Here is a 13,781-nt window from a genome sequence, read left to right as displayed (position 1 = left end):
TGGACTAGGAAGTTCGAAGCTCGGACAAATGCATGGCGCGCGTCCTGATCGGCACGTCCGATCGACATTATTCGTCCTGGGTAGGCCGGCTTTTGCCGAGGGATTGCCGCTCAAGCGGCAACTCGACTCACGCGCGAGCCAGTACAGCGCAGCGCCGACCGACGTAAGCGAGCTTGGCGAACTGATCGGATCCGCGGTAGCGCACGATAGGAACGAATCAAATCCGCGCTGCATTGGGCCGGGAAAGAAAGGGACCGATGCAATGCCGTCCGATACGCTCAAAGCCATAGCCCTGAACTGCACGCTCAAACCCGGTAAAGACGCCTCTTCGACGGACAAAATCCTTGGCGAGTTGCTGGCGGCTCTCGATCAACACGGCGTATCCGGCGAGGTGATCCGCGTCGTTGACCTTAACATCAAGCCTGGCGTGACGTCTGATGAAGGCCCGGGCGACGATTGGCCCGAATTGCGCAGCAAGATTCTTGCCGCCGACATTCTGGTACTGGGAACACCGATCTGGCTCGGCCAACCCTCCAGCGTCGCAAAGCGGGTGATGGAGCGAATGGACGCGTTCCTGGAGGAGACGGACGAAAAGAGCCGCATGCCGTCCTTTGGCAAGATCGCGGTGGTTGCCATCGTCGGTAACGAGGACGGCGCCCATCATTGCCACGCCGAGTTGTTCCAGGCGTTGAACGATGTCGGGTTCACCATTCCGGCCGGTGGTGGCACCTATTGGGTCGGTGAAGCGATGGGAGCGACAGATTACAAGGATCTCAAAAAGCCCTATGACAAGACCATGCAGACCACCCAGATGCTGGCTGCCAACGCGTCGCATCTCGCACGCCTGCTGAAATCAGCAGGCTATCCTGGCCTGGCTTGAATCTGAGCGGATCCGTGCCACTTAACCCAACCTGAACCCTCATCGCGATCCGCCTCACTCTCACCCCCTCATCAGCTTCGCCGGAGGCCGGGGTATGGCACCGGTTTTTGGCTGATCAAGGTGATCAGCCATTGTTTGGGTCGAAGCCAGCTCACGCTCACCTATGTCGCAACGCTCTCATCATCACGGTGTTGGTCTGGCGCGCCCAACGCGTCAGCTCGGATTAGCGCCACAGGGGCACCGGCAGCTCCGCACTCACCAAAGAGCCTTGGCGAACTCATACCCGACAACCATCACTCCGAGGCACCGCCGCCAGGGATTCACGCCCCTGACGATCTCATCGACGGCCCACAGGAAGAGGCTTTCCTTTGAACGACAGTCAAAGCGCTGCCGGCTTGCCAGTCGGAGACCAGATCCATTGCAGAAGGCCGGCCACCATGACGATCCACAGGAGGAGATTGGGCGCTTGCGCGACCGTGATGGCGCCTGTAATCCGGTTGCGAAAAAGCCACTCCAAGAGATGGCCTCCTCATGATGATGCCGTTTGGAGCCGAGGTAGTCTGCTCAGAGCACGCTCTCACCCTCTTCGCGCCCCTTCCAATACGTTGCGCGATTCGCCTTGACCTTGATCAGGACGATGCCGGGGGTGTCCACGCCGTTGGCGAACCATTTATCGAGGTCGCTCGTCCAGTGCTGCCTAAACACCGCCTTGTCCCGAATTAATTCGGCGGCGCCTTCAACGGCTACGTAGATCCCCTGGGAAAATAGCCCCGCCTCGGAGCTGAAACCGAGGGCAACCTTCGGGTTTCGCTCGATATCCGAAATGGCGCGGGCTTGTTCGTAGGAAAAGTAATAGGAGGTGCCGTCGTAAGCGACGTCGCCATTGTTGCTCATGGGGCGGTTCGCGATCTCGCCGTTCTCGGCGTGGGTCGAAAGAATGGCTATGTCAATACCGGCCATTTCCTTTGCGATGTCGGCGAGCGATCTACTGTCATTCACTTCCTCCTGTCAGGTTAGGAGCGACCCCTGGCACCTCGCGCCGTTCCCACCGGATGCGTCGCAAGTTCTAGAGCCGCGACGCCATCTGGTCGGGCCGACAGAATGAACTGCAAGGAGGCACCGAAGCGGCGGACGACGTCAGGAAATGAATTCTTGCGACACATCTCGCCTCATCAGCGATGCCGCGTGGACTAAAGTGGACTGTGAAAGATCTCACGATGTGAAGCCGGCCTCTGCGATTGGCTTTGGGCGAGCTGCCAGGTTTCGGCAGTGAAATCCGACGATGCGGATGTCTGCCCGTATCCGGTCGCTCACGGATCGCACCGAGCGCTTCTTCCGCCAAGGGCCGCGTTCCTTTTCGGGAACGGGGCAGCCCCGGTAACGATCAAAAAGGCCGTTTCTTTCGTTCACGTAGACATCAAACATCAAGCTCTCCCGGACCGCCGAATATAGGGGGACCGGTCGAATGTGTGGTGACGTAAACGGATCCGAGAGTCGTCTTCCCGCGCAGCGCTGCGCGAAGCAGCTGCATGGCGACGAACTTGCGGGTCTCGTGATCCCCCCGTTGTTCGGAAGCACACTACAGGCGTCGTCGAGCACAACGTCCAAATTTGCGGAGATCCGTTCGGTGAGGAAAGTCATCATATGACCACTCAGCAAAAACTTGACAATAATCCCCGGAAAGGAATTGGCGAAGCTCAAAGTCTTTGCTCATTCGCGGCCGATCGCGCTAACAAGCGCTAGCTCGGTCCGCTGGTAGCCCTTGTTTTCCCCGATATCCCCGCTCTTCTTATTGCCTTGAATATTTTGTTCGCGATCCATCAGCTGGAAGCCGAACGTCGCTCCTTCGGGCCGGTCAGAGCAAGCAGTGCTCGAAGCTCTTGGCGGCCCTTCATACTTATGTCGCTGGTCGGAATATCGATTCCCGCCACATCGCTAGAAGCGCCGCCATAATGACTGGCCCCACGAACAATCCGATCAGGCCGAACGCAGCCAGCCCGCCGAAGATTCCGACAAACGCAAGCAGGAACGGAAGTCTTGCCGAACCGCCGACCAGGCTAGGCCAGAAGAAATGATCGCTCGCTAGCATGACGATGGAGCCCCACAGAAATACGGAGGCCGCGGCGATCCCGCTGCCGCCGCCCGATAGGATATCGTCACGATCGCCGCGGCGGTGAAGGACAGCCACGCACGGAACGGGATCATCGTAAAGGCTGTCGTGAAGATCAGGAACGTCAAAGCGTACGGAACGCCCGCGACGAAGTAAGACGCCCCTATCGTATCGCGAGCCCACTCGCCGACCGCGACCAGCACCGTCCCGTTCACGGTTGCGGGCGTCGCGTCCACAATCTTCTCGACGATGCCCTCGCCCGCCTCGCCAAAGAGACGGTCGCACGTCTCGAGCACGCGTGAGGCGACCGCGCGGCCGCTGCGCAGAAGCGCGTATATGGCCAGCAGCGAGAAGAACAGGAGGAAAAGGCGGTGGATGAGCTGGCCGCCGAACGTCGTAAGGGCCGGAGACGTTGTCGGCATTGACCGTCTTGAGCCAGGCCGTGGCGGCCTTCGGATCCGTGTAGATTGGCGCGCCACCATTGCTGAACGGCCTCGGCCGCGATGGGAAGGCGGGCAACCCAGTCCGGCACCTCGACCCCGCCCTCGCGCGCCCGCTTGAGCCAGTCGAGCAGCATGTCGCTCTGCTGGGCGACCGTGTAGAGCGCGAGGGATATGGCGTGAACCAGGACCAGCGAATGCGGACAACCGGGACCTTTCCGGCGACGCTGTCCGGCCTGCCGGCTCCTTTGCTGCGCCTGGCGGCCACTTCGGCCTCCAGGCTCAAGGACCCAGCTTCCTGACTTCGGCCTTCGGCACTCGCGCGCATCTCGATTCCTCTGTCGCTACCCGCACCCATAAAAGCTCCGGACGCCCGCTATGTTCCGCGTACGGAACATGCCGCAGTCGCTGAGGTTAATCCGGCGAGGAGATCCTTCCGCATGTGTGCGAGACGGTCGATCGAATGGCCTGCGCCGCTTCCCTTGCGGCTAGAGGCGACGTCAGCGTCCTCGTATCCGGTTCTGCCGATCTGTCGCCCATGAGCCGTCAATCGACCCTGCCGAAGCGCCTTCAGCCGATGCTGGCCACGCTCACCGACGCCCCTTTCGACGACCCCAACTGGGTGTTCGAGGACAAGTACGACGGCTTCCGGATGGTGGCCGAAATCAAGCGCGGCAAGGTCGCGCTCTACAGCCGAAACGGCAAGATCATCAGCCACTCCTACGTCGAGGTCGCAAAAGCGCTCGAGAGCGTGAAGGGCGATGCCGTGATCGACGGCGAGCTCGTCGCCATCGGCAGTGACGGCGTCTCGCACTTCCAGCTGCTGCAAAACGCGCTGCGCCACGAAGCCAAGCTCCTATACTGCGCGTTCGACCTCATGTTCGCCGACAGCGAGGATCTGAGGAAGCTTCCCCTCCTCGAGCGCAAGAAGCGGCTCAAGGCCCTCCTGCCGCGCCACAAGCTGATCGCGTTCAGCGACCACCGCAAAGGCAACGGGAAGGAGTTCTTCGCTGAGGCGGAGCGCAGGCACCTCGAGGGCATCATGGCCAAGCGCGCCGACAGCCCGTACGCGTCGGGCGGCAGAACCGCCGATTGGCTGAAAGTGAAAACGGCGCAGCGGCAGGAGGTCGTGATCGCGGGGTTCACGGCTCCTCGCCGAACGCGGCCATTTTTCGGCGCGCTCACTCTGGCAGTGCGCGAAGGAGACGCGTGGCGGTACATCGGGCACGTCGGCACGGGTTTCAGCCACGCGACTCTTGAGGAGCTCCACAGCAAGCTCATCAAGCTGAAGACGGCCAAATCCCCCTTCCCGGTCAAGGTCAAGGATGAGGACGTCACCACCTGGGTCCGGCCGTCGCTCGTCGCCGAGGTGAAGTTCGCCGAGTGGACGAGCAAAGGCGAGCTCCGCCAGCCGGTCTATCTCGGACTCCGTTCCGACAAACAGGCGAAGGACGTCGTGCGCGAAAAGTTGCGGTCGCGAAGCCATCGTGCTCCTGTTGGGGGCCGAGCTCGACGCCGAAATGGAGCACCAGACGGCGCGCGACACGACGACCGGCGCCCCTAAGCCATTAAGCGCGAGGGGCGCTCGCGTGGCCGACACCGTCGGCGCCGCACAGAGAGCGTGAGATGACTGATCTTATGGCGCTGCCAACCTGTGCGGACAAGGAGCGCGTCTTCGCGGTCGTCGAGACGCCGCGCGGGAGCACCTGCAAACTGGACTTCGATCCGAAGCTGGGCGTATTCACATTGGCCAAGCCGCTGATGGCTGGCTTAAGCTACCCCTACGACTGGGGCTTTATCCCGTCAACCAAGGCGCCCGACGGCGACCCGCTCGATGTTCTGATCATCCATGACGCCAAGACCTATCCTGGTGTGGTGCTCAAATGCAGGCCTATCGGCGTCCTGGAAGTCGAGCAGCGATCGGACAGCGTCAGCGAGCGCAACGACCGCGTGTTCGTGGTGCCCGACCGATCTCCTCTGGAGGCCGACCTCAAGGATGTCCGTGATCTCCCTTCGCGGGCGCGTGAAGAGCTCGAGCAGTTTTTCCGCGCCACCAACGTCTTGGAGGAGAAGCAGCTTAAATTCTTGGGCTGGCGGGGACCGAAGCATGCCGGCAAGACGATCCGGCGTCTGGCGAGGTAGCGAGGCGGCGTAGCCAAAGCGGACGCGCGTCAATTGACTAACTTGGATCGCATAAGAAAGGAACGGCCTCACGTTCCGCCCGTTTTACGACGTCGAAGGAAAGGGCTGAAAACGGATGTCAGACAGAGGAGGTCAGGAGCGGACTCGGCACGCGGCTTATCAATCTGCTCACGACCCAGTGAAGGGCACCATGACCAGAAACCAGCTACCGCAGGGCTGCGAGGTGCAGGTCTCGCTGGCGATCGCCCCTAGTTCTTAAGAGATCTTCGAATTTTCCGAGTTCCTGAAACCTACGCTGTGCTTCGACGTAGAGGAATCGGAGAGAAGCAAGATGTCCATTAGCGATACCAGCAAGACTATCGAGGAACTGACCCGGCTCAAAGAGATGAAGGCGCAGACCACGGATCCCTTGGCCGAGCACCTGCTGCAGAACATCATCACGGAGCTCGAAGCGAGCCTTGCTCCGGCTCCGCAGCCGCCGGGTCCCGAGTGCGAATAATTTGCCGCAGCCCCTCGGCGGCAGATCGCGGATCGCGCGATCGAGTTCGTCGGTGGAACGTCCCGCATTATCCACGACGCGCAGCATCGCCGGACCGCCGACTTTCTCGGGTGGCTGACGCGATTTCTTTCGGAACGCCGACGGGCGAGATGCGGGCCGAGCACGCCCTGCCGACCTAGCCCCCACAAGCCCTTCCGCCGCAGGTCCCGTGGCCGGTTGATCGCCGCTCAAGCTGCGCGATCACAACACAGTGGCGACGTGCTACCGTCGGCCCGGATTTGCGGAACCGCATCTGACGCAGCACTTCCGAAAAGAAGTCTTCGGCCTGAAGGGTAAGGTTAGGCCGACTGGTCAGACGCTCCATTGCGCCTAGCTGGAAGAACCCACTCTTACGAGAATGTCGCTCGGAGGGAGTGCTTCGTGATCGGCCGCATGGAGCCGCCATAGCGTCACGCCCTCAATCAGGCTTGGCATTCGCAGATCATTTTCACCGAAATTGGCTACGATTTGTAGCCTGCCGCCATCGACTGTATTCCAGCGGACATCAATTCCCTCCATCAGCGGGGTCTTTCCAAGCAGGCTTCGCTCGGCCGAGACGACGCCGTTCTCGATCAGCGGAACAATCTTCTCGCGTCGGATCCGGAGCAATTGGGCCGTCAGAGCCCGGAACTTGAGACTCGCCGGGGAGCTATCAATTGTCTTCCAATCCAGCTTCGATGCCCGAAACGTTTGCTCGTCACAGGGGTCCGGAATGCTCGCTCGCATTTCAGGCGTCGCGAATGCCTTGAAGTGCGCAAATTCCTTTCTTCGTCCCTCGCGCGTCAACTCGGCGGCTTCGCCGGACCAATCCGCGAAGAATAGGAACGGGGTGTCGACCGCCCCCTCCTCACCCATGAACAACATGGGAATGTGCGGACTGAGCAGAACCAGCGCGAGGGCCTGATCGAGCTTTTCCGGACCGACCAGTTTCGACAGGCGCTCCCCAAAGGCACGATTGCCGACCTGATCATGGTTCTGGGCGAAGAAGATGGTGGCTTCGGGTGGAAGGTGAGCACTCGGCTCGCCGCGGGGTTCGTTGTGAAGCGGAAAGACTTCGCCCTGATATGCAAACCCTTCCGTCAAGGATCGTGCGAGATGCTCCAGCGGCTTATCGGCAAAGGCGCGATAGTAACCCTCATCCTGCCCCGTCAGGAGGACATGCAGCGCGTTGTGAAAATCGTCACCCCACTGCGCGTCATAATACCTCGCCTGCCCCTGCTGGCGCTCAAGTAGATGGGGCTGGTTTGCTTCATTCTCCAGCATCAGATGCACGTGGCGGCCCGGCAATTCGTGGCGCACTGTTTCGGCGAGCTCGATGAGAAAGTGCCGATCGGAATCGTCCTTGAGCGCGTGGACCGCATCGAAGCGAAGGCCGTCGAAGCCGTAGTCGCGCAGCCACATCAGCGCATTCTCGATCAGAAACTCGCGAACAAATGCGCCCTCGCGGCCCTCCAGGTTGACCGCAGGTCCCCACCCGGTCGTATGACGCGTCGTGAAGAAGCTCTCCGCATAGCTGTGCAGATAATTCAGCTGCGGTCCGAAATGGTTATAGACGACGTCCAGATAGACCATGATGTCGAGCGCGTGAGCGGCCCGCAAAAGCCGCTTGAGGTCCTGCGGCCGTCCATACCGCGCGTTTGGTGCGTTCAGCAGCACGCCGTCATAGCCCCAATTGTGCCGCCCAGGGACATCGTTGAGTGGCATAAGCTCGATGGCCGTAATGCCGAGCTCTCAACACCGGCATAGGTCCCTTCCTGGCTGAAGGCGCCGACGTGCAGCTCATAGATCACCGCCTCCGCCCAGGGCCGCCCTGGATAGAGGACGGGGTCCCGAAGCGTCGCCGTATCGACGACCTCGCTCGGCGCGCCGACATCATCAGGCTGAAAGAACGAGGCGGGATCGGGGACAACCAGCTCTTCATTGATCCTGAATTGATAGCGTGTACCGGCGTGAGCGGTCGGGCTCAACAATTGATACCAACCGTCACTGTCAGGCAGCATCCGCTGCGGCGCTCGGTTGGCCTCAAGCAATTCGACTGATTGTGCGGTCGGCGCCCAAAGATTGAAGACGACCCCATGATCCCCGATCTGCGGACCGTGGCGCCGGATTTGCCCGACTGCTCCTAGACTTTGACCCAAGCTGTTCGCCTTTCCTGCTGGATGTTCACGACCAGCATGCTTGGGCGAGGTCTTGCGGCGTCTGACGCGCCTTTACGATCACTCAAGCATGCGTGTGGACGAAGAAGCTGGCGTCCGTGCAATCGTTCCTGGCCGGGCCGGTCGGCATTGTCTAACAGCTCACCCATCGCCCCGCATCGTCCGCCGGCGGCTTCTGTACACTTTTGAACCGACGCAAAAAAGCGCGATGAATTGCGGCGTATAGGAACCATTGCTGCGGCGCGGAATTTCCGAATGGCGCTTCATTGGGGAAGCGCCTCTGGAATCGACAAAGATGGTTGGCGTAAACCACTTCGGCCGGCGGCCCTAGCGAATGCGAATCCTGTTCGCGACCCCGGAAGTTTCGGACTTCGTTCAGGTGGGCGGCCTTGCCGCCGTATCGGCGGCTCTCCCGCGCGCCTTGCAGAATTTTGCTGACGTACGCGTCATCATTCCCGGCTATCCCGCGGTTCTGCGCGGGCTCAAGGACCTCAAGCCCATCGGCCGATGCCAGCCATTCGCCGCCCTTCCGGCGTTCGAGATCGGCCTTGGGCATACCGCAGATGGCTTGGGCTATTATGTCGTTCGTTGCCGAGAGTTGTACGAGCGGGACGGAACTCCCTATGCCGATGGTCGCGGCGCCGACTGGAGCGACAACAACGTCCGGTTTGCGACATTTTCTTACGCCGCCACGCAGCTCGCCAGAGGCCTGGTCGACGAGGATTGGCGGGCCGATCTGGTGCACGCCAACGATTGGCAATGCGCGCTAATCCCAGGCTATCTGGAATGGCATTACGCCCACATTCCAACGGTCTTCACGATCCACAATCTCGCCTATCAAGGCGTCTTCGACCGGAGTTCGCTCGCGCCGCTGGGCATCCCGGAAGCCAGCTTCAACATCGATGGCGTCGAATTCTACAATCGCCTGTCATTCATCAAGGCTGGCCTCGTCTACGCTTCCCACCTGACGACTGTCAGCCAGACCTATGCCCGCGAGATCACAACGGCGGAGTTCGGGTGCGGTCTCGAGGGCCTGTTGCGGCAACGCGCCGATCGCCATCAGCTATCGGGCATCCTAAACGGGATCGACGAGAGTTGGGATCCACGGACGTGCTCATCCCTGTTTCAGCCATTCGGCGCCGGCGATTGGACCGAACGCGCGAAGAATGCCGACGATGTCCGGGACCAGTTCGGGCTTGCTGTGTCCCGCGGTCCGCTGTTCGCCCTGGTCGCGCGCTTGGTCCATCAGAAGGGCGTTGATCTCGTCGTCGAGAGCGCGCAAGCGATCGTCGACGCGGGCGGCCAGATCGTCGTCACGGGCAAGGGCGAACCCCGCTTTGAGGAAGCCCTTCTCCAGGCGCAGGCGCGAGCCCCGCAGTCGATTGCCGTCAAGATCGGCTTTGACGATGCCGAGGCGCGCAAGATCTTCGCCGGCAGCGATTTCACGCTGATGCCGTCGCGCTTTGAGCCGTGCGGGCTGAGCCAGATGTATGCCCAGCGCTTCGGCTCTCTGCCAATCGGCCATCGTACCGGCGGTCTTGCCGAGACTATCGTCGACGGCGAGACCGGCTTCCTGTTCGATCGTGCATCGGCTCCGGGCTTTCTCGGCAGTCTCTGCCGCGCCTTCTCGACCTTCGGCATGAAGACCGCCTCGACCAGATGCGCAGAGGCGCCATGGCGCAGGCTTTCAGCTGGAGGCAATCGGCCACGTCATACGCGGATCTCTACCGATCATCGATCTAGAAGATATCGAGCACAGATCATGAAAATCGCGCAAATCGCTCCGCTTGCGGAGAGCTGCCCGCCACGGCTCTATGGAGGCACCGAGCGCATCGTCTCGTATTTGACCGAAGAGCTGGTCCGCCAGGGCCATGAGGTCACCCTGTTCGCAAGCGGTGACTCCGTCACATCTGCAGAGCTGGTGCCGTGCTCGAAGATGGCCCTGCGGCTGGATCCTTCCGTGAAGGATATGACGCCATACCACGTCATGATGCTGGACCAAGTTGCCAGGCGAGCGAACGAATTCGACGTCCTGCACTTCCACATCGATCATCTGCACTATCCCTTGGTGCGGCGCTATGCGGACCGGATCGTCACGACATTGCATGGGCGTCTCGATCTGCCCGATCTGAAGCCGTTCTACTCGGCCTTTCCCGAGCCTCCGCTGGTCTCGATTTCGGATCGCACAACGCCGCCCGATGCCCCCGGTCAACTGGCTCGCCACCGTGCTTCATGGATTGCCCGAGAACATCCTCCCCTATCGGCCAGCGCCGTCCGGGGACTATTTTGCGTTCCTTGGACGCATCTCTCCCGAAAAAGGACCGGACAAGGCCATCGAGATCGCTGCCAGGACCGGCGTTCCCCTGAAGATGGCCGCCAAGATCGACGCCGCAGATCAGTGCTATTGGAATCAGGTGATCGCGCCGATGGTTGAAGCGCATCCGAACGTCGAGTTCATTGGCGAGATCAATGAAGTCCAGAAAGCCGACTTCCTCGGCAATGCGCGCGCGCTGCTCTTTCCAATCTGCTGGCCTGAGCCCTTCGGTCTCGTCATGATCGAGGCGATGGCTTGCGGCACGCCCGTGGTTGCCCTTGCCCACGGCTCAGTGCCGGAGATCATCGACCATGGCCTCAGCGGATTCGTCGTGAACTCTGTCGAGGAGGCAATCGCGGCGGCCAGCGCAGTCGAAACATTGGATCGAGCGGCGATCCGCAAACAATTCGAACAACGCTTCACAGCGGAGCGGATGGCGAGCGACTATCTGGCTGCCTATCGCCGGTTACCGGCCCTTCGGCAAACATCGCAGCTGGACGTTCTCGCAACGCTGGACAGCAAGAGCGCAATCCGGATGCCGATACCTTCTGCCGGGTTGGAAATGCAGCCGTCGCCGCTGGCTGAGATCCTTGGTCCGTGTCGGAACGGAATCAGCGAGCAGCGGTTACGACAACAACAACAGGAGTAGCCGCCATGCGCCGCTCGACCCCGAAGCCCATCCGCAACAAGCTCGACCTAACCGATCGCGTTCAGATGCGGCTCGTCAGAAAGCGTCTTGGCCTTTCCGATGCCGAGCTGACGGCCATCGTCGGGCGGATTGGAAACTCGATCGCCGCGATCAGCAAGGAAGCCGTCCAGCAGCGTGCCAACGCGCTGCCTAAGCCGGCCGATGCGCCTCCGGTGGCAGTGATCGCCTCGGCAGCGGCCGCCGAGCAGGTCGTGACTGAGATTCCGGCAACAGCGCCGACATCCTGACCGGGTTCTCATGGGGGGCAAACATGGATCAAAAGACGCAATCAGACGACGCCCTGACACGGGGCGGCGGCGAGCCTGCGCCGCTCGCGGATCACCGAAGGCAAGCCATTTCCACTCGGCGCCACCTGGGACGGCCTCGGCGTCAATTTCGCGCTGTTCTCGGCCCATGCAACCAAGGTGGAGCTCTGCCTGTTCGACGACGACGGTGAAACTGAGATCGACCGGATCGAGCTGCCGGAATATACCGATGAGGTCTGGCACGGCTATCTGCCCTCTGCCCGTCCCGGCACCGTCTACGGCTATCGCGTCCATGGTCCTTACGAGCCTGACACCGGGCACCGCTTCAATCCCAACAAGCTCCTGCTCGATCCTTATGCCAATCAGCTGGTTGGGCAACTGCGCTGGGGACCGGAACTCTTCGGCTACCAACTCGACCACGCCGACAAGGATCTGTCTTACGACGAGCGCGACAGCGCACCTTTGATGCAGAAGTGCCGCGTCATCGACCCCGCCTTCACCTGGGGTGTGGCGCGCAAGCCCGAAGTGCCGTGGGAACGGACGATCGTCTACGAGATGCACGTGAAGGGCTTTACCCAGCGGCACCCGCTGGTGCCGGAGGCAGACCGCGGTACCTTCTTGGGGCTCGCGCATTCGGAAATCCCCGCCTATTTGCGCTCACTCGGCATCACCAGCGCGGAGCTATTACCGATCCATGCCTTCATCGATGACAGCTACCTGGTCGACAAAGGCCTTCGCAATTACTGGGGCTACAATTCCATCGCGTTCTTCGCCCCGGAGCCGCGTTACCTGAAGACGCCGTTCGCGAATGAATTCAAGGAAATGGTCAACCAGTTCCACGCCCATGGAATCGAGGTTATCCTGGACGTCGTCTACAACCACACCGCGGAAGGCAACGAGCTCGGCCCGACGCTGTCGTTCAAGGGCATCGACAACGCTAGCTATTACCGCCTGCTGCCGGACCACAAGCGCTACTACATCAACGATACCGGCACCGGAAACACGGTGAACCTGTCGCATCCGCGGGTGCTACAGCTGGTTGCGGATTCCCTGCGCTATTGGGCCACGGAGATGCGGGTCGACGGCTTCCGCTTCGACCTCGCCACCATCCTCGCGCGAGAGCCCTATGGCTTCGACGAAGGCGGCGGCTTTCTCGACGCCTGCCGCCAGGATCCGGTGCTGTCCAGCGTCAAGCTGATCGCAGAGCCCTGGGACATTGGCCCCGGCGGCTACCAGGTCGGCCAGTTCCCGCCCGGCTGGGCCGAGTGGAACGACAAGTTCAGGGATACCGTGCGCGCCTTCTGGAAGGGCGATGAAGGCACGTTGGCAGACCTTGCCAAGCGCGTGTCAGGGTCCGGCGACCTCTTCAACAAGCGCGGACGGCGGCCCTGGTCCAGCGTCAACTTCGTCACGGCGCATGACGGCTTCAACCTCAACGACCTCGTCTCGTACAACGACAAGCACAACGAGGCGAATGCAGAGGACAATCGCGACGGGCACAGCAACAACCATTCCTGGAACTGCGGGGCCGAGGGGCCGACCGACGATCCCGACATCAATGCGCTGCGCGAACGCCAGAAGCGGAACCTGCTCGCCACGATGTTGCTATCCCACGGCACGCCAATGCTGCTTGCGGGGGACGAATTCGGGCACACTCAGAACGGCAACAACAATGCCTATGCCCAGGACAACGAGACCACCTGGCTCGCCTGGATGGGGATCACGACCAACGGCCGCAATCTGCGCGAATTCACGCGCAAGCTGATCGCGACGCGCAAAGCCTTCCCGATCCTCTACCGCAGCCGCTTCCTGGTCGGCTCCCACAATGAAGAGCTCGACGTCAAGGACGTGACCTGGTTGTCGCCCTCCGGCGAAGAAATGACCGATGAGCAATGGCAGGACGGCAACGCCAAGTGCTTTGGCATGCTGCTCGACGGACGCGCTCAGGAGACCGGCATCAAGCGCCGTGGCTCCGATGCGACCATGCTTCTGGTCTACAACGCTCACTACGACGTCGTGAACTTCACACTTCCGCCCGTCACCGACGGGAGCCGCTGGTTGGGGCTGATCGACACCAATCAGCCGGACACACAGATGCCTACGTTCGAGTTCGGGCACGCTTACGAAGTGACCGGACGATCGCTGGCCGTATTCGGCCTTGCGACCGAGAACACGGCCACGCGTCGCCTGCGACAAGGCCTTGGAGCATTGCTCGACATTGCCGAAACGCCCCTGTCTGGCTAGTTC

10 protein-coding genes and 3 pseudogenes are annotated in these 13,781 nt (G+C 61.3%); 8 read left to right on the top strand and 5 right to left on the bottom strand.

Translation table 11 applies throughout. The annotated features are described in order from the left end of the window. Positions 1-262: 262 nt before the first annotated feature. Positions 263-880 (top strand): flavodoxin family protein, encoded by a 618-nt coding sequence (locus JQ573_RS37810; RefSeq protein WP_212320068.1) that lies wholly within the window; start codon positions 263-265, stop codon positions 878-880. A gap of 564 nt (positions 881-1,444) precedes the next feature. Here the strand turns inward: JQ573_RS37810 and JQ573_RS37805 are convergent. From JQ573_RS37805 to JQ573_RS40475, 3 genes are all read right to left on the bottom strand, one after another. Then, positions 1,445-1,879, bottom strand: coding sequence for a pyridoxamine 5'-phosphate oxidase family protein (locus JQ573_RS37805; RefSeq protein ID WP_312011741.1), 435 nt, complete (start codon positions 1,877-1,879; stop codon positions 1,445-1,447). 213 nt (positions 1,880-2,092) lie between these two features. Then, positions 2,093-2,305 carry a hypothetical protein gene (locus JQ573_RS37800; protein WP_212320070.1) on the bottom strand — a complete coding sequence of 71 codons (213 nt, stop codon included), beginning with the start codon at positions 2,303-2,305 and terminating at the stop codon, positions 2,093-2,095. A 657-nt stretch (positions 2,306-2,962) separates the two neighbouring features. After that, a complete protein-coding gene (locus JQ573_RS40475; RefSeq protein ID WP_249132726.1) occupies positions 2,963-3,412 on the bottom strand; it encodes a hypothetical protein in 450 nt (149 codons plus the stop codon). A gap of 556 nt (positions 3,413-3,968) precedes the next feature. Here JQ573_RS40475 and ligD point away from each other — a divergent pair. The 3 genes from ligD to JQ573_RS37780 all read left to right on the top strand — a co-directional run bounded on the left by ligD (position 3,969) and on the right by JQ573_RS37780 (position 6,071). After that, complete coding sequence (gene ligD / locus JQ573_RS37790) at positions 3,969-4,994, top strand: non-homologous end-joining DNA ligase (RefSeq protein WP_249132733.1); 1,026 nt, start codon at positions 3,969-3,971, stop codon at positions 4,992-4,994. A 74-nt stretch (positions 4,995-5,068) separates the two neighbouring features. Beyond that, positions 5,069-5,572 (top strand): inorganic diphosphatase, encoded by a 504-nt coding sequence (locus JQ573_RS37785; protein WP_249132725.1) that lies wholly within the window; start codon positions 5,069-5,071, stop codon positions 5,570-5,572. A gap of 331 nt (positions 5,573-5,903) precedes the next feature. After that, complete coding sequence (locus JQ573_RS37780) at positions 5,904-6,071, top strand: hypothetical protein (RefSeq protein WP_212320074.1); 168 nt, start codon at positions 5,904-5,906, stop codon at positions 6,069-6,071. A 369-nt stretch (positions 6,072-6,440) separates the two neighbouring features. Here the strand turns inward: JQ573_RS37780 and JQ573_RS37775 are convergent, their stop codons facing one another. After that, a complete protein-coding gene (locus tag JQ573_RS37775; RefSeq protein WP_249132724.1) occupies positions 6,441-7,814 on the bottom strand; it encodes an alpha-amylase family glycosyl hydrolase in 1,374 nt (457 codons plus the stop codon). Next, positions 7,757-8,248 carry a hypothetical protein gene (locus tag JQ573_RS40470; RefSeq protein WP_249132723.1) on the bottom strand — a complete coding sequence of 164 codons (492 nt, stop codon included), beginning with the start codon at positions 8,246-8,248 and terminating at the stop codon, positions 7,757-7,759. The genes JQ573_RS37775 and JQ573_RS40470 overlap by 58 nt, the downstream gene beginning before the upstream one ends. A gap of 352 nt (positions 8,249-8,600) precedes the next feature. On the opposite strand from JQ573_RS40470, the pseudogene glgA reads away from it, so the two are divergent. The 4 genes and pseudogenes from glgA to glgX all read left to right on the top strand — a co-directional run bounded on the left by glgA (position 8,601) and on the right by glgX (position 13,778). Continuing rightward, positions 8,601-10,009, top strand: a pseudogene (glgA, locus tag JQ573_RS37770) (glycogen synthase GlgA). 19 nt (positions 10,010-10,028) lie between these two features. Beyond that, a pseudogene (locus JQ573_RS37765) lies at positions 10,029-11,229 on the top strand (glycosyltransferase family 4 protein). 5 nt (positions 11,230-11,234) lie between these two features. Continuing rightward, positions 11,235-11,516, top strand: coding sequence for a DUF3606 domain-containing protein (locus JQ573_RS37760; protein WP_212320076.1), 282 nt, complete (start codon positions 11,235-11,237; stop codon positions 11,514-11,516). A gap of 23 nt (positions 11,517-11,539) precedes the next feature. Further along, a pseudogene (gene glgX, locus JQ573_RS37755) lies at positions 11,540-13,778 on the top strand (glycogen debranching protein GlgX). Positions 13,779-13,781: the final 3 nt, after the last annotated feature.

Source organism: Bradyrhizobium sp. AUGA SZCCT0105 (assembly GCF_018129565.1).
Classification (GTDB): Bacteria; Pseudomonadota; Alphaproteobacteria; order Rhizobiales; family Xanthobacteraceae; genus Bradyrhizobium.
Note: the sequence above shows the minus strand (reverse complement) of the source record. Positions and strands in the feature narration are given on the sequence as shown.